The organism is Thermus tengchongensis, from assembly GCF_021462405.1.
Lineage (GTDB): Bacteria > Deinococcota > Deinococci > Deinococcales > Thermaceae > Thermus > Thermus tengchongensis.
Map to the genome: position 1 here is coordinate 141,074 of NZ_JAKEDU010000004.1, position 15,555 is coordinate 156,628.

11 protein-coding genes and 2 tRNA genes are annotated in these 15,555 nt (G+C 65.6%); 7 read left to right on the plus strand and 6 right to left on the minus strand.

All coding sequences use genetic code 11. The features are described from left to right. Window positions 1-8: 8 nt before the first annotated feature. From L1087_RS06930 to carB, 5 genes are read right to left on the minus strand one after another with little or no spacing between them, the layout of a single operon-like run. Window positions 9-1,562: an Rqc2 family fibronectin-binding protein gene (locus L1087_RS06930; protein ID WP_234558236.1), complete on the minus strand. Its 1,554-nt coding sequence runs from the start codon at window positions 1,560-1,562 to the stop codon at window positions 9-11. Then, a complete protein-coding gene (locus L1087_RS06935; protein ID WP_234558238.1) occupies window positions 1,547-2,311 on the minus strand; it encodes a tRNA (adenine-N1)-methyltransferase in 765 nt (254 codons plus the stop codon). Before L1087_RS06935 ends, L1087_RS06930 begins: the two co-directional genes overlap by 16 nt. 10 nt (window positions 2,312-2,321) lie before the next feature. Beyond that, a complete protein-coding gene (locus L1087_RS06940) occupies window positions 2,322-3,176 on the minus strand; it encodes a DsbA family protein (protein WP_038042281.1) in 855 nt (284 codons plus the stop codon). Then, on the minus strand, window positions 3,173-3,502 hold the full coding sequence (locus tag L1087_RS06945) for a cyclic-di-AMP receptor (protein ID WP_038042283.1): 330 nt from the start codon (window positions 3,500-3,502) through the stop codon (window positions 3,173-3,175). Before L1087_RS06945 ends, L1087_RS06940 begins: the two co-directional genes overlap by 4 nt. 25 nt (window positions 3,503-3,527) lie before the next feature. Then, complete coding sequence (carB, locus tag L1087_RS06950; RefSeq protein WP_234558239.1) at window positions 3,528-6,635, minus strand: carbamoyl-phosphate synthase large subunit; 3,108 nt, start codon at window positions 6,633-6,635, stop codon at window positions 3,528-3,530. 136 nt (window positions 6,636-6,771) lie between these two features. Between carB and L1087_RS06955 the strand changes: the two genes are divergently transcribed. From L1087_RS06955 to clpX, 6 genes are all read left to right on the plus strand, one after another. Beyond that, window positions 6,772-7,056, plus strand: a complete 285-nt coding sequence (locus L1087_RS06955; RefSeq protein WP_038042286.1) for a rhodanese-like domain-containing protein — start codon at window positions 6,772-6,774, stop codon at window positions 7,054-7,056. 28 nt (window positions 7,057-7,084) lie between these two features. Further along, a tRNA-His gene (locus L1087_RS06960) sits at window positions 7,085-7,161 on the plus strand. A gap of 54 nt (window positions 7,162-7,215) precedes the next feature. Beyond that, window positions 7,216-7,300 (plus strand) — tRNA-Leu (locus L1087_RS06965). Window positions 7,301-7,337: 37 nt separating this feature from the next. Then, window positions 7,338-8,552, plus strand: a complete 1,215-nt coding sequence (gene tig / locus L1087_RS06970) for a trigger factor (protein ID WP_135342923.1) — start codon at window positions 7,338-7,340, stop codon at window positions 8,550-8,552. Window positions 8,553-8,613: 61 nt separating this feature from the next. Further along, window positions 8,614-9,198, plus strand: coding sequence for an ATP-dependent Clp endopeptidase proteolytic subunit ClpP (gene clpP / locus L1087_RS06975; RefSeq protein WP_038031487.1), 585 nt, complete (start codon window positions 8,614-8,616; stop codon window positions 9,196-9,198). Beyond that, window positions 9,185-10,378 carry an ATP-dependent Clp protease ATP-binding subunit ClpX gene (clpX, locus tag L1087_RS06980; RefSeq protein ID WP_038042293.1) on the plus strand — a complete coding sequence of 398 codons (1,194 nt, stop codon included), beginning with the start codon at window positions 9,185-9,187 and terminating at the stop codon, window positions 10,376-10,378. Before clpP ends, clpX begins: the two co-directional genes overlap by 14 nt. 4 nt (window positions 10,379-10,382) lie before the next feature. Here the strand turns inward: clpX and L1087_RS06985 are convergent, their stop codons facing one another. Beyond that, on the minus strand, window positions 10,383-11,906 hold the full coding sequence (locus L1087_RS06985; RefSeq protein WP_234558240.1) for a nicotinate phosphoribosyltransferase: 1,524 nt from the start codon (window positions 11,904-11,906) through the stop codon (window positions 10,383-10,385). Window positions 11,907-11,948: 42 nt separating this feature from the next. Between L1087_RS06985 and metH the strand changes: the two genes are divergently transcribed. Then, window positions 11,949-15,497 carry a methionine synthase gene (gene metH / locus L1087_RS06990; protein WP_234558241.1) on the plus strand — a complete coding sequence of 1,183 codons (3,549 nt, stop codon included), beginning with the start codon at window positions 11,949-11,951 and terminating at the stop codon, window positions 15,495-15,497. Window positions 15,498-15,555: the final 58 nt, after the last annotated feature.

Below are 15,555 nucleotides of genomic sequence, written 5' to 3' on the forward strand. Positions count from 1 at the left end.
GGTCCAGTTTACCCTTCGCCTCCTTCTTGAGGAAGCGCCCCCTCCACGAAGAGGGTCTTGGCGTGGGTGTAGAGCACCTGGCCGGGTGCCGCCTTCCTGGGGCGCCACACGTGCTTTTTGCGGGTGTAGTCCACGGGGACCTGGGTTTCCCCCCTGGCCTTGGAGTAGTAGGCGGCGAGCTTGGCAGCAAAGAGGAGGTCGTCCAGGGTTGGATTTTTCCCCTCCGTCTTAAGGATCACGTGGCTTCCCGGCACCCCTTGAGCGTGGAACCACAGGTCTTCGGAGTGGGCCATGCGGGTGGTGAGGAGGTCGTTTTCCTTGGCGTTTCTGCCCACCCACACGGCAAAGCCTGAAGGGGAGGTGTAGCGCAGGCCCACCTTGGGGCCTTTCCCTTCCCTGGGCTTTCGCGTGAGGGCGAGAAGCTCGGCGAGGTCCGCCTGGCGGAGGCGGGCCATCTCCCCCTCGAGGGCCTGCACCTTGGCCTCCGTCTTGGGGATGAGGTCCAGGGCCCTTTCGGCCAGCGCCTCCAGGCGCCGGGCCCTTTCGTAGAGCTTCTTTGCGTTCTCCTGGGGGGAGAGGGTGGGGTCCAGGGCAACCTCCACCGGCTTCCCGTCAAATCCTTCCAGCACCACCTTTTCGGCCCCCTTGGGCACCTCCTTAAGCCGGGCCAGGAGGAGGTCGGCCTTTTGGCGGAGCGCTGCCGCCTCCTCCAGGCGGTCCAGGGCCCTTTGGTAGTCGGCGAGCCGGGCCAAAAGGGTCTTCCGCTCCCTTTCCAGGGCCTCGAGGAGGGGCTTTCTCAGGGCCTCCTTCTCCTCCTCCGCCCACTTCGCCCGGAGCTCCTCCGTCAAGGCGGTGCGCAGGGCGGGGTCTTCCACCAGGCCCTTAAGGGCCTGGAAGACCCTTTCCAGGGCGGCCTCGTCCAGGGGGGTTTCCGGGGTGAGGCCCGCCCGGCGGGCCAGCTCCCGCATGAGCTCGAGGCCCACCCCGTCCACGTGGCGCACCACCTCCTTGAGGGGCCGGCCCAGGAGGGGCCTGAGGTCTTCCGCCTTCAGGGTGCGGGGGTCCAGCTTCTCGTAAGGGGGGGGAGGGGTGTAGGGGAGGCCGGGCCTGAGTTCCCGGTAGCGGTTCACCTCTTGGGTGATGACCCGGTCCACCCCCAGGATGCGGCCCGCCTCGTCCAGGAGGAGGAGGTTGGCGTTCCGGCCCGTGGCCTCAAAGACCAGGGTGGAAGGGGGGGTGTCCACGAAGCCCTTCTCCCCGGCGAAGCGGAGGAGGACCACCCGGTCCAGCTTGAGCTGCTCTGCCTCCATCAGGGGCCCCTTCGCCCGGGCCCAAAGCTGGCGCTGGAAGGGGGTTTTGGGCTCCCCGAGAAGGGTGCCCTCCTCCAGGACCAGGCTGGGGCTTGGGGGGCGGTAACGGAGGACCAGGTTGAAGATGCGCCCCGAGCGGCCTTTGAGGAGGACGGCCAGGCTCCCCTCGTCGGGGAAGGCCAGGCCCAGGTTTTGGGCGGGGAGCTCGGGGGCGAGCTCCCGCAACAGGGCGTGGATCAGGAGCCCTTCCATTTCCTAAAGGCCACCAAAAAGGCCGTGTGCCCCACCTGTTGGAACCGGGGGTGGGCCACGGGAAGCCGGACCTCCCACTCCCGCCAGGCCACCTCCAGGACCCGCTCCAGCTTGAGGGGCAGGCCCTCTGCCCTTTGTACCAGCTCCAGCACCTGGGTGATGTTGGGCAGGTAGGCTACCAGGAAGCGGTCAGGTAAAAGGGCTTCCGTGGCCTTGGCCAGCACCTTCCAAGGTTCCATGAGGTCCAGGGCCACCCCGTGGAAGCCCTCCCTTTCCAGGGGGGCTTCCTCCAGGCTCCCCAGGTGGAAGCGCACGTTTTCCACCTGCCAGAAGGCCTTTACATTGGCCTCCGCTTGGGCCAGGTGCTGGGGCCGTTTCTCGTAGCTTTCCACGAGCCCCATAGGCCCCACTGCCCGGGCCAGGAAGAGGGTGAGCCCCCCGGAGCCCGTGCCCGCCTCCAGGACCCGCATCCCCGGGGCCAGATCCAAAAGGGTCACCATGGCGCTGGCGTCCTTGGGGTACGTGGGGGTGGCGCTACGCCGCATGTGAAGGAGGTACTCCTCCAGGGTGGGATGGTGAACGGAAAGCTCCTCCCCCAAGTGGGTCCACACCTTTCCCCCCGGGCCGGCCTTGCGGATTGCCTCGTGAGGCACGGTGCCCCGGTGGTGGTGGAAGACCCCACCCTCTTTAAGGCGAATCAGGAAGGCTCGGCCTTTGGCGTCCTTGAGAAGAAAGAGCTCACCTTCCATCCCGAACACTTTAGCGGGCCAGGGTCAGATAGTCCAGGAGCCTTCCCAGGTCAAAGGGGTCCGGAACCCGGTAGGGGCCCATGAAGACGGAGGGGGTTCCCCTTAGCCCCAGGCGGAGGGCCAAGGCCCGCTCCGCCTCCACCCGTGCGGCCACCTGGGGGTCCTTGAGGCAGGCGGCAAAGGCCTGCGGGTCCAGGGAAAGGGTGCGGGCTAGGCCCAGGTAATCCCCAAGTCGGCCCTGCATCAAGAGGTCGTGGTAGGGCCAGAAGGCGCCTTGCGCCCCAGCGCACTCTGCGGCGATGGCGGCAGGGAGGGCCTGGGGGTGGATCTCCTTTAGGGGGAAGTGGCGGTAGCTGATCCGGAGCTCCCCCTTGAGGGCCCGGGGTTTCAACTGGGGAAGCACCTCATGGGCCAGGCGTTGGCAGAAGGGGCACTGGAAGTCCGAGAAGATGCGGAGCATGGGGCCCCTTTCTCCCAGCACCCATCGGTCCTCGCCTAGGGCCGTTTCTTGGATTTCCCTAGGGCCTATCCGGGCCCGCAGGGGTTCCGTGAGCGCAAGGTCTAGGAGAAAGGCTTCTCCCAGGATCAGGCTGACCCGTTGCCCTTTGAGGTTCCCGGCGTTCTTGGCCATCCACTCCCCGAGAGGGGCGGCGAGGGCCATGCCCGTGGCCCTTTCCGCCAACCGGCCCAGGAAGGCGGCATCCAGGGGCCCGGTGTAGCCCACCGCCAGGAGGCGGCGGTTTTTCTCCTCCACCTGGACCTGGCTTCCCGGAGGGGGTAGGATGCCCTGGAGAAAGCCCTCCGCCGGCTTGCCGATCTGGGCCAAGGCCGCCCCCATGAGGAGGAGAAGGGCCCAACTCCTCATACCTTGAAAAACCCCTCCACGGGAAGGACAAAAACCACCGCCCCGCCCACCTGCACCTCCACCGGCTGGGCCAGGAAGGGGTCAGGGGCCTCGGAAAGGGGAAAGCCTCGGGTGACCAGGCGGGTCCGGGTACGGCATTTTTCCTGGATCAGCCCCAGCACTTCTTGGACCCTTTCGTCCTCTACCCCGATCAGCAAGGTGGTGTTCCCCTCCCGCAGAAAGCCGCCGGTGGAGGCCAGCTTGGTGGACTGCAAGCCCCGCTCCAGGAGGGCCTTGGTAAGCCCCGGGGCGTCGGTATCCTGCACGATGGCCACGATGAGCTTCATTTGCTCGTCATTCTACACCCGGGGCTCAGGCTCCCTGTAGGACCCCGTGCCACTCCTGGAGGCTACGGGCTTCCGTGTCCCTTTCCCGGGCGCTCAGGATGGCCTTTAGGCTCCACCAAGCACCCTCTAAGGTGGTGATGAAGGGAAGCCCCTTTTCCACAGCCCGCCTCAACTCGGGATGGGGGACGGGGCTAATGAGGAGGTCATATTCCCCCTCGGAGAGGGTAAAGCCTGCCTCGAGGTAGGCCTGCCGAAGTTCTTCCAGCCGACGGGCTTCCTTGGGGGAAAGACCTTCTTGGATGAAGCGCACCCGCCCTTCTAGGGGAAGCCTTTGGCCTGCGCCCAGCTCTGCCTTGTAGTAGGCCAGATAGGGGTCCTCGTCTATGCCCATGCTTTCCCCGGTGGAGCGCATCTCGGGGCCCAAAACCGGGACGACCCCGGGGAACTTGAGCCAGGGGATGACCACCTCTTTCACCGCATAGTAGGGGGGTATGGGGTCTAGGTCCCGGATCCCCAGGTCCCTCAGGGTTTTCCCCACGGCGATGAGGGCGGCCAGCTTGGCCAGGGGTATCCCTATGGCCTTGGAAACGAAGGGGACGGTGCGGCTGGCCCGGGGGTTGGCCTCGAGGATGTACACCTCCTCCCCTAAAACGGCATACTGCACGTTCAAAAGGCCCTTTACCCCTAGAGCCAAGGCCAGCTTCCGGGTGTAAGCCCTAACCTTTTCCAAAGCGCCTGGGGAAAGGTGCACCGGGGGGAGCACCGTGGCGGAGTCTCCCGAGTGCACCCCGGCCCGCTCCACGTGCTCCATCACCCCGGCGATCATCACCTCCTCCCCGTCGGAAAGGGCGTCCACGTCCAGCTCCAAGGCCCCTTCCAGGTACCGGTCCAGGAGGATGGAGGGCTTGTCCTGAAGGGGTTCGTAGACCTCCTCCAGGTAGCGTTCCAGTTCCTCCCGGCTCCCTAGCACCCGCATGGCCCGGCCCCCCAGGACGTAGCTGGGCCGGGCTAGGAGGGGGTAGCCCACCTCCTCGGCAAGCTTCAAGGCCTCCTCGGGGGTGGCTGCCACCCGGCCCTCAGGCTGAGGGATGCCGAGCTCCCGGCAAAGCCGGTTGAACTCTTGGCGGTCCTCCGCCTTATGGATGGCAGCGAAGGGAGTGCCGAGGAGCTTTACCCCGGCTTCCTCAAGACCCTTGGCCAGCTTCAGGGGGGTTTGGCCGCCCAGGGTGGCGATGACCCCGATGGGCTTCTCATGCTCCACCAGGTTCAGGACATCCTCGAGGGTCAGGGGTTCAAAGTAGAGGCGGTCGGCGGTGTCGTAGTCGGTGGAAACCGTTTCGGGGTTGGAGTTCACCATGATGGTCTCGTACCCTGCCTCCCGGAGGGCCCAGACCGCATGCACCGTGGCGTAGTCGAACTCCACCCCCTGGCCGATCCTTATGGGCCCCGAGCCCAGGATCACCACCTTGGGTTTGCTGGAGGGCCAGACCTCGTCCTCCAGCTCGTAGGTGGAGTAGTGGTAAGGGGTGTAGGCCTCAAACTCCGCGGCGCAGGTGTCCACGGTCTTGTACACGGGCACCACCCCCAGGGCCTTACGCTCCTGGCGGACCTCCTTTTCCTCCTTGCCCAGGAGCTCGCCCATGCGGGCGTCGGAGAGGCCCAGGCCCTTGTAAAAACGCCAGTCCTCCCGGTCCTTGGGGGGATGAAGCTGGAGCCAGCCCTCGGCCTGTACGATTTCCTGTATCTGGTGAAGAAACCAGGGGTCAATGTGGGTGGCCTGGTGGAGGTCCTCTATGGGCATGCCCCGCCGCAGGAGCTCCATGACCGCATAGATGCGGTCGGGGTTGGGGTAGAGCTTCCGCTCCAGGTCCTCCGTGCGCACCTGGGCCAGGGCCCTGACGTCACGCTCCAGACCCCTCAGGGCCTTCAGGAGGGCTTCCTTGAAGGTGCGGCCGATGGCCATCACCTCCCCCACGGACCGCATCTGGGTGCCGAGCTCATCTTTAAGCTCCCCCAGGGTGTTGGGAAGGTCTTTGAACTTCTCAAAGGCGAAACGGGGGATTTTCACCACCACGTAGTCGATGGTGGGCTCAAAGGAGGCCGGGGTCTTGCGGGTGATGTCGTTGGGAAGCTCGTCCAGGCGGTAGCCCACCGCCAAGAGGGCGGCAATCTTGGCGATGGGAAAGCCCGTGGCCTTGGAGGCCAAGGCGCTGGAGCGGGAAACCCGGGGGTTCATCTCGATGACCACCTGACGGCCCGTCTTGGGGTTCACGGCGAACTGGATGTTGGAGCCCCCGGTGTCCACCCCGATCTCCCGGATCACCGCCTTGGCCGCGTCCCGCATGCGCTGGTACTCGGCGTCAGAGAGGGTCTGGGCGGGGGCCACGGTGATGGAGTCCCCGGTGTGGACCCCCATGGGGTCCACGTTTTCGATGCTGGTGATGATGACCACGGTGTCCGCATGGTCCCGCATCACCTCCAGCTCAAACTCCTTCCAGCCCAGAACCGATTCCTCCACCAAGGCGGTGTGTACCGGGGAAAGGAGGAGTCCCCGGCCCAGGACCTCCCTGAGCTCCGCCTCGCTGCGGGCGATGCCGCCCCCGGTGCCCCCCAGGGTGAAGGAGGGGCGGACCACCACAGGGTAGCCCACCTCCCGGGCGAAGTGGAGGCCCTCCTCCACGCTGGACACCATCTGGCCTCGAGGCACCTCGAGGCCGATCTTGCGCATGGCCTTTTGGAACTCCTCCCGGTCCTCTCCCTTTCTGATGGCCTCGGCCTTGGCCCCGATAAGCTCCACCCCGTAGCGGGCAAGGACCCCTTCCTCGTGAAGGGCCATGGAGAGGTTCAAGGCGGTTTGCCCCCCCAAGGTGGGGAGAAGGGCATCCGGGCGCTCCTTGGCGATAACCTTTTCCAAGTACTCCAGGGTGAGGGGCTCCAGGTAGGTGCGTTCGGCCAGCTCGGGATCGGTCATGATGGTGGCGGGGTTGGAGTTCACCAGGATGGCCTCGTACCCCGCTCCCCTGAGGGCCTTCACCGCCTGGGTGCCCGAGTAGTCGAACTCCGCAGCCTGGCCGATGGTGATGGGCCCGGAACCGATGATGAGGATTTTCTTGAGGTCTCTTCTCGGCGGCATCGCGCACCCAATGGGCGAGGATAACATACTTGGCCCGGGTTGTCCAAGGAGAATACCACTTCTTATGCAATATACCCCGGACTTTACTGCATAACTTTGCGCAAAGGCTCCGCCTTTGCCTGGTACAATCAAGGGTATGCGCAGGGTCAAACCCGAGGAACTCCCGGCCCTTCTGGACCGGGGGGTGAAGGTGGTGGACGTGCGCCCAGCGGACAAGCGCCATACGTCCTTACCCTTTCCCGCGGAGTGGGTGCCCTTGGAGAAAATCCAGGCGGGGGAGCACCACCTGCCCAAGGTTCCCTTGCTCTTGGTGTGCGAAAAGGGGCTAATCAGCCAGGTGGCGGCCCTGTACCTAGAGGCGGAAGGGTACGAGGCCATGAGCCTGGAGGGCGGGCTACAGGCCTTGACGGAGGGCAGTTAGGCCCTTAGAATGGCGGATGCTGAGCGCGGTGAGCGTAGCTCAGCTGGTTAGAGCACCGGACTGTGGATCCGGGGGTCGTGGGTTCAAGTCCCATCGCTCACCCCAATCCCGCCACCCCGAAAGGGGTGGTATTTTAAAGGGGGGCCTCGCCCTCCTTTTGCGAGGATGGCGGAACCGGTAGACGCGCCGGACTTAGGATCCGGTGGGGTAACCCGTGCGGGTTCAAGTCCCGCTCCTCGCACCACCTGGGCGGGGCCCCTTTTTGAAGCGCGAGGTGAGGCGTGGCGGAAATCCTGGAACGTTCCGGCTATCTGGTAAAGGTCCGGGTGGAGGTACCTAAGGAGAAGGTGGAGGAAAGGTACCAGGCCCTCCTTAGGGACGTGGCCAAGCGGGTGAGGATCCCGGGGTTCCGCCCGGGGAGGGCCCCCTTGAAGGTGGTGGAGGCCCGTATCGGTCGGGAAGAGCTCCTGTCCGACCTCAAGGAGCGCTTGGTGAAGGAGACCTATCCCCTTGCGGTGCAGGAGCTGGGCCTCGTGCCCGTGGCGGCGAGGGTGGTGGAGGAGGAGCTAAGCGAGGGGGAGGGTTTTCGCTACGTGGCCGAGGTGGAGAACTACCCCGAGGTGCAGCTTCCCGACTGGCGGAGCTTTGACCTCCAGGTGGCCCAGGAGGAGGTCACGGAAGAGATGGTGGACAAGGCCTTGGAGGAGCTCCGCCATCGCTACGCCGAGCTGGTGCCTGTGGACCGGGAGGCCCAGGAGAAGGACCACGTCTTCGTGCGCACCGAGGAGGGGGCGGAGTTCCCCATCGACCTCTCCAAGGCCCTTCCCCACGTGCGGGAGACCCTTTTGGGCAAACGGGCGGGGGAGGTGGTCATGGTCCCCGTCTTGAACGAGATGGGGGAGAAGGTGCGGGAGGTGCGCACCGAGATCCTGGAGGTGAAGACCCTCGAGCTTCCCGAGCTGGATGAGGAGTTCGCCAAGACCCTCGAGGCGGAGAGCCTGGAGGAACTGAGGGAGAAGGTGCGGGAAAGCCTAAAGCGCCAGGCGGAAGCTCGGTACCAGGAGGCGCGGGAGCGGGCCTTCCTGGAGAAGCTCGCCGAGGGGTTGGAGGCGGAAATACCCCCTTCCATGCTGGAGGCGGAGGAGCGCCACCTCCTAGAGCACCTGGCGGAGGACCTGGCGGCGCAGGGAATTGCCTTGGAGGCCTACCTGAAAGCCCTGGAGGAGAAAGGGGAGTTGGAGAAATTCCGCGAGGAGCTAAAGCAGGAAGCCTTGAAGCGGGTGAGGCGGTCCTTGGCCAAGGAGCGCCTGGCGGAGGAGCTCAAGCCCGAGGTGAGCGAGGAGGAGTGGCAGGCCTACCTGCAGGCGGTGGCCCGCTCCTACGGAATCTCCTTGCAGGAGCTCAGGCGGGAGTTTGGGGAGAGGGGTCTTGCCCGCTTGCGGGCGGCCTACATCCAGGACAAGGCCGTGAAGGAGGCCTTGGCCAAGCTCCTGTAGGAGCGTCATGGTGGCCCAGGGGGCTTTTCCCCCTGGGCTTACCGCTACAATGGGGACTGGTATGGTCATACCCTACGTCATAGAGCAGACCGCTCGCGGCGAGCGGGTCTACGACATCTACTCCCGCCTTCTCAAGGACCGCATCATCTTCCTGGGCACCCCCATAGACTCCCAGGTGGCCAACATCATCGTGGCCCAGCTACTCTTCCTGGATGCCCAGAACCCCAATCAGGAGATCCGCCTCTACATCAACTCCCCCGGGGGCGAGGTGGATGCCGGGCTGGCCATCTACGACACCATGCAGTTCGTGCGGGCTCCCGTGTCCACCATCGTCATCGGCATGGCGGCCAGCATGGCCGCGGTGATCCTGGCCGCCGGGGAGAAGGGCCGGCGCTACGCCCTACCCCACTCCAAGGTGATGATCCACCAGCCCTGGGGCGGGGTGCGGGGTACGGCCAGCGACATCGCCATCCAGGCCCAGGAGATCTTGAAGGCCAAGAAGCTTTTGAACGAGATCCTGGCCAAGCACACCGGCCAGCCCCTGGAGAAGGTGGAAAAGGACACCGACCGGGACTACTACCTTTCCGCCCAGGAGGCTTTGGAGTACGGCCTGATCGACCAGGTGGTGACCCGTGAGGAAGCCTAGACCTCACTGCAGCTTTTGCGGTCTGCGTCCTCCGGAGACGGGACGGCTTTTGGAAAGCCCCATCGCCGAGGTCTATATCTGCGAGGACTGCGTGGAGCGGGCCCAGGAACTCCTGCGCCAGGAGAAGCGGGGGCCGAAGGGGCCCACACGCCTTCCTAAGCCCCAGGAGATCAAGGCCCATCTGGATCAGTACGTGGTGGGGCAGGAGGTGGCCAAGAGGGCCTTGAGCGTGGCCGTCTACAACCACTACAAGCGCCTCCTCCATCCGGAGGCGGAGATCGGTAAGTCCAATATCCTCCTCATCGGCCCCACGGGCACCGGCAAGACCCTTCTGGCGGAGACCCTAGCCCGCTTCTTGGACGTGCCCTTCGCCATCGCCGACGCCACCACTCTCACCGAGGCGGGGTATGTGGGGGAGGACGTGGAAAACGTCATCCTCCGCCTTTTGCAAAACGCCGACTTCGACGTGGAGCGGGCGGAGATGGGCATCGTCTACATCGACGAGATCGACAAGATCGCCCGTAAGTCGGAAAACCCCTCCCTCACCCGGGACGTGTCCGGGGAAGGGGTGCAGCAGGCCCTCCTGAAGATCATCGAGGGCACCATCGCCAACGTGCCCCCGCAAGGGGGGCGCAAGCACCCCCACCAGGAGTTCATCCCCGTGAACACCAAGAATATCCTCTTCATCCTGGGTGGGGCCTTTGAGGGGCTGGAGAACATCGTCAAGGCCCGCACCCAGCGCACCACCATCGGCTTCACCCGCACCCAAAGCAAAGAAGAGCCCTTGGAGGTCATCCCCGAAGACCTGGTGAAGTTCGGCATGATCCCCGAGTTTGTGGGGCGGGCTCCTCTCATCGTCCAGCTTCATCCCCTTACAGAAGACGATCTGGTGCGCATTCTCACCGAGCCAAAGAACGCCTTGGTGAAGCAGTACCAGGAACTCATGCGCCTGGAGGGGATCGAGCTTCGCTTTACACAGGCGGCCCTGAAGGAGATCGCCCGCCGGGCCCTGAAGCGGGGCACGGGAGCCCGGGGCCTTAGGGCCATCCTGGAGAAGACCATGGTTGATCTCATGTTTGAGGCCCCGGGGAGCGGGGTGAAGGAGCTGGTCATCGACCTGCCCCACCTGGACCAGCCCCTAAGGGCCCTCGAGGAGGCCAAACTCCGCCAGGCCTCCTAGGGAGCTACCCCTGGCCCAGGCGGGTCACCAGCTCCTCCTTCAGGGCGAAGAGCCTTTCCGTGAGGGAAACGTGGTAGACATGGGGGTTCACCAGGCGGCGCACCCCCGGGTCCAGGCGTTCCACGTCCCTTCGCCGCCTTTCCTGTAGCACTTCCAGAGGTAGAGGCGGAAAGAGGCGCTTGCCCCGGTAGGCTTCCTCCAATAGGGGCTCGAGGGTGAACTCCCCAGGGCGCAAGGTGCGGCGCTTGGTGGGGTCCGTGGGGTGGCGGAGACAAAGGGGTTGGTTCTCGCAGACCTCCTCGTCAAAAGTGGCCAGGAGGTCAGCGGTGGCCAAGCCCCGGTGGTCGTATACCCGGTAGACCTTCTTGTGCCCGGGGTTCAGCACCTTCTCCAGGGAATCGGAGATCTTCATGGCCGGAGCCCAGGTGCCGTTTCCCCGGATGGCCACCAGCTTGTAGACCCCTCCCAGGGCTGGATACCCCCAGGAGACCACCATTCGGGTCCCCACCCCGTAGACCAGGCGCTTGAGGAGGCGGTCCGGATCCACCCCGTAGCGGGGGGCCTCCTCCTGGATCTGGCTTTTGATCTGCCAGATGACCAGCTCGTCCAGGTCCCCGGAAAGGACGATGAGGGTTTCCGGGAAGCCTGCCTTATCCAGCTCCCTGGCCACCTGTATGGCCAGGTAAGCGAGGTCCCCGGAGTCGATGCGCACCCCCACCGGTTTGTGCCCCTTGCGCCGCAACCGCTCAAAGACCCGGATGGCGTGGGGAAGACCCGAGTCCAAGGTGTCCACGGTATCCAAAAGGAGGATGGTGTCGTCGGGGAAGACCTCGGCGAAGGCCTGGAAGGCTTCCTCCTCGGTGTGGCCCAGGGCCAAGAAGGCCTGGACCATGCTGTGGGCATGGGTCCCCGAGGAAGGAAGCCCGAGAAGATGGGAAAGGCTCACGGCGCTGGACCGGTTGGCCCCTCCGATGAGGCTTGCCCGGGTGGCGGCCTCTCCTCCTTTGGCAGGGGCACGGCGGAGGCCGAACTCCAGCACCAGGGCCTCCCCCGCGGCTTCCCGCATCCGGCTGGCCTTGGTGGCGATGAGGGTTTCGTAGTTGATGCGGTTTAAGAGGGCGGTCTCCAGGAGCTGGGCCTGCAGGAGGGGGCCTTCCACGCTGATGAGGGGCACCTGGGGGTGGGCTACCCGGCCCTCGGGGAGGGCCCTTAGGGTGAGGCCCGAGAAGCCGCCCATGGCCTTGAGGTAGCGGAGGTAGTCCTCGCCGAAGAGAGGCTTACCGCTTCGGCTTTTGAGGGCGCGGAGGGCGGCGAGCTCCTCTTCGCCGAAGCGGGCCTCTTCCATCCAGGAGAGGAGGGGGTCCAGGCCGGCGAAGACGGTGTAGCCCGCCTGGTGGGCTCCATAGTCGGGATTCTTCCGGTAGAAGGCTTCAAAGAGAGCCTCCCTTTCGTGAAGGCCAAGCCTAAAGTAAACCTGGCCCATGGTGAGCTGGTAAAGGTCCGTGTAGAGGATGCCGAAGGGGTCCATGGGCCTAGCATAGCCCGCCTTTTTTCGCTACACTAGCGGGATATGGTGGAGGTCCACACCTGTAGCCCCGGTTGCCGCCACCACCTGGGAGGGGCGGGTTGGGGGGAGGCGCCCTTGGTGCGGCTTGGCTACAACAAGGAGGCCCGGGCGGAGAAGTTCCCTTACCTCAAGGCCCTCTTGCAGAGACCCCTGGTCTTTGACGGGGCCATGGGCACCGAGCTGCAGAAGCGGGACCTCACCCCCGAGGACTACGGGGGGGAGGCCCACTACGGGTGCCCGGAGGTCCTGAACCGCACCCGCCCCGAGGTGGTCCAGGAGATCCACCGGGCGTACCTCGAGGCTGGGGCGGAGGTGATCGAGACCAACACCTTCGGTGCCCTGCGCCATGTGCTGGCCGAGTATGGCTTGGGCGAGGAGGCGGAGGAGCTGGCCTACCTGGGGGCGAGGATCGCCCGGGAGGCCGCAGAGCCTTACGGCGCCTTCGTAGCCGGGGCCTTGGGGCCGGGCACCAAGCTCATCTCCCTAGGGCAGATCTCCTGGGATGAGCTCTTCGCCGCCTACAAGGAGGCGGCGCGGGGGCTTCTCCGGGGCGGGGTGGACCTGATCCTGCTGGAAACGGCCCAGGACATCCTGCAGGTGCGCTGCGCGGTTTTGGCGGTGCGGGAGGCCATGGCCGAGGTGGGGCGGGAGGTCCCCTTACAGGTGCAGGTGACCATCGAGGCCACGGGCACCATGCTGGTGGGCACCGATGAGCAGGCGGCCCTGGCCGCCCTGGAGAGCCTCCCCATCGACGTGGTGGGCATGAACTGCGCCACCGGCCCCGACCTCATGGATGCCAAGATCCGCTACTTCGCCGAGAACAGCACCCGCTTTGTCAGCTGCCTGCCCAACGCCGGCCTGCCCCGGAACGAGGGGGGGAAGGTGGTCTACGACCTCACCCCGGAGGAGCTGGCCCGCTGGCACCTGAAGTTCGTCACCGAGTACGGGGTGAACGCCGTGGGGGGGTGTTGCGGCACCGGGCCGGAGCACATCCGCAAGGTGGCGGAGGCCATCAAGGGGAAGCCGGCGCCCCCGCGGCCCAAGGTCTTCCCCCCCCAGGTGGCCTCCCTCTATCAGGCGGTTCCTCTGCGCCAAGAGGCCAGCCTTTTCCTGGTGGGGGAGCGCTTGAACGCCACCGGGAGCCGGCGCTTCCGGGAGATGCTCTTTGCCCGGGACCTCGAGGGCATCCTGGCCCTGGCCCGGGAGCAGGTGGCGGAAGGGGCCCACGCCCTGGACCTCTCCGTGGCCTGGACGGGGCGGGACGAGCTCCAAGACCTCGCCTGGCTCCTGCCCCACCTGGCCACGGCGGTCACCGTGCCCTTCATGGTGGACTCCACCAGCCCCGAGGCCATGGAGCTCGCCCTCAAGCACCTTCCTGGGCGGGTCCTCCTCAACTCCGCCAACCTGGAGGAGGGCCTGGAGCGGTTCGACCGGGTGGCCTCCCTGGCCAAGGCGCACGGGGCGGCCTTGGTGGCCCTCGCCATCGACGAAAAGGGCATGGCCAAGACCCGGGAGGAGAAGGTGCGGGTGGCCCTGCGCATGTACGAGCGCCTCACCCTTCACCACGGCTTCCGCCCCGAGGACCTCCTCTTTGACCTCCTCACCTTCCCCATCACCCAAGGGGACGAGGAAAGCCGCCCTTTGGCCAGGGAGACCCTTTTGGCCATGGAGGAGCTAAGGGAGAGGCTTCCTGGGGTGGGGTTCATCCTGGGGGTTTCCAACGTCTCCTTCGGCCTGAAGCCCCGGGCCCGGCGGGTGCTCAACTCGGTCTTCCTGGACGAGGCCCGTAAAAAGGGTCTCACCGCCGCCATTGTGGATGCGGGCAAGATCCTTCCCATAAACCAGATTCCTGAGGAGGCCTATGCCCTGGCCCTGGACCTGATCTATGACCGGAGGCGGGAGGGATTTGACCCCCTCTTGGCCTTCATGGGCTACTTTGAGGCCCATCGGGGGGACCCGGTCTTCAAGGAGGACGCCTTCCAGGCCCTGCCCGTTCTGGAGAGGCTGAAGCGCCGGGTGGTGGAGGGAAGGAAAGGGGGCCTCGAGGCGGATCTGGACGAGGCCTTGCGGGAAGGCCATAAACCCCTGGATCTTATTAACGGCCCCCTTCTTTCGGGCATGAAGGAGGTGGGGGAGCTTTTCGGGGCAGGAAAGATGCAGCTTCCCTTTGTCCTCCAGGCTGCCGAGGTGATGAAGCGGGCGGTGGCCCACCTCGAGCCCCACATGGAACGGCGGGGGGAAGGCCGGGGAAAGATGGTGCTGGCCACGGTCAAGGGGGATGTCCACGATATCGGCAAGAACCTGGTGGACATCATCCTCACCAACAACGGCTACCAGGTGATCAACCTGGGCATCAAGGTGCCCATCGAGGAGATCCTGAAGGCGGTGGAGGAGCACAAGCCCCATGCGGTGGGCATGTCCGGCCTTTTGGTCAAGAGCACCGTGGTCATGAAGGAAAACCTGGAGTACATGCGGGATAGGGGGTATACCCTACCGGTGATCCTGGGGGGGGCGGCCCTCACCCGCTCTTACGTGGAGGAGCTTAAGGCCATTTACCCCAACGTTTACTATGCCGAGGATGCCTTTGAGGGCCTTAGGCTCATGGAGGCCATTGTTAGCGGGGAGGCCTTTCCGGTCCCGAAGGAGGGGCAAAGGCCCCGGCCGGAGGCCCCCAGGGAGGTAATCCGGGCCAAACCCGTGGGGGAGGCTCCCTTTATTCCCCGCCCTCCCTTCTTCGGGGTGCGGGTGGAGGAGGACCTGGACCTGGCCACGGTCGCCCACTACGTGAACCGGCTGGCCCTCTTCCGGGGCCAGTGGGGCTACAGCCGCAAGGGGATGAGCCGGGAAGCGTGGCAGGCCCTGGTGGAGCGGGAGGCGGAGCCGGTTTTCCGCAGGCTTCTCAAGGAGGCCATGGAGGAGGGGTGGCTCAGGCCCAAGGTGCTCTACGGCTTCTTCCCCGTGGCGAGGGAGGGGGAGGAGCTTTTGGTTTTCTCCCCGGAAACGGGGGAGGTGCTGGAGCGCTTTCGCTTTCCCCGGCAACGGGGCGGGGGCATCTCCCTCGTGGACTACTTCCGCCCCCGCTTCGCCCCTCCCTTGCGGGATGAGGCCGAATGGCTTCCCGCCTTCCCCCAGGGGGCGCGGGATGTCTTGGGGGTGCAGCTGGTCACCATGGGGGAGGAGCCCTCCCGCAAGGCCCAGGCCCTCTTCCAGTCGGGGTCCTACCAGGACTACCTCTTCGTTCATGGCTTCGCCGTGGAGATGACCGAGGCCCTGGCGGAGTACTGGCACAAGCGGATGCGGCAGATGTGGGGCATCGCCCAAAGGGACGCCACAGACATCCGGAAGCTTTTCCAGCAGGGCTACCAGGGGGCCCGCTACTCCTTCGGCTACCCCGCCTGCCCCGACCTGGCGGACCAGGCCAAGCTGGACCGGCTCATGGGCTTTGCCCGGATCGGCGTGCGCCTCACGGAGAGCTACCAGCTGGAGCCGGAGCACGCCACCAGCGCCCTGGTGGTCCACCACCCGGAGGCCCGCTACTTCAGCGTGGACTGAGCGCCCGGCGAAGGTCCCTTCACCGGCAAAAGCTGAGGCGGTTTGCCTTTGGTCTTTC

Excerpts from the sequence above, each read along its gene's own strand:
- L1087_RS06940 (WP_038042281.1), bottom strand. The coding sequence starts at position 3,176 with ATGAGGAGTTGGGCCCTTCTCCTCCTCATGGGGGCGGCCTTGGCCCAG.
- L1087_RS06930 (WP_234558236.1), bottom strand. The coding sequence starts at position 1,562 with ATGGAAGGGCTCCTGATCCACGCCCTGTTGCGGGAGCTCGCCCCCGAG.
- L1087_RS06935 (WP_234558238.1), bottom strand. The coding sequence starts at position 2,311 with ATGGAAGGTGAGCTCTTTCTTCTCAAGGACGCCAAAGGCCGAGCCTTC.
- L1087_RS06985 (WP_234558240.1), bottom strand. The coding sequence starts at position 11,906 with ATGGACCCCTTCGGCATCCTCTACACGGACCTTTACCAGCTCACCATG.
- carB (WP_234558239.1), bottom strand. The coding sequence starts at position 6,635 with ATGCCGCCGAGAAGAGACCTCAAGAAAATCCTCATCATCGGTTCCGGG.
- metH (WP_234558241.1), top strand. The coding sequence starts at position 11,949 with ATGGTGGAGGTCCACACCTGTAGCCCCGGTTGCCGCCACCACCTGGGA.
- clpP (WP_038031487.1), top strand. The coding sequence starts at position 8,614 with ATGGTCATACCCTACGTCATAGAGCAGACCGCTCGCGGCGAGCGGGTC.
- L1087_RS06945 (WP_038042283.1), bottom strand. The coding sequence starts at position 3,502 with ATGAAGCTCATCGTGGCCATCGTGCAGGATACCGACGCCCCGGGGCTT.
- L1087_RS06955 (WP_038042286.1), top strand. The coding sequence starts at position 6,772 with ATGCGCAGGGTCAAACCCGAGGAACTCCCGGCCCTTCTGGACCGGGGG.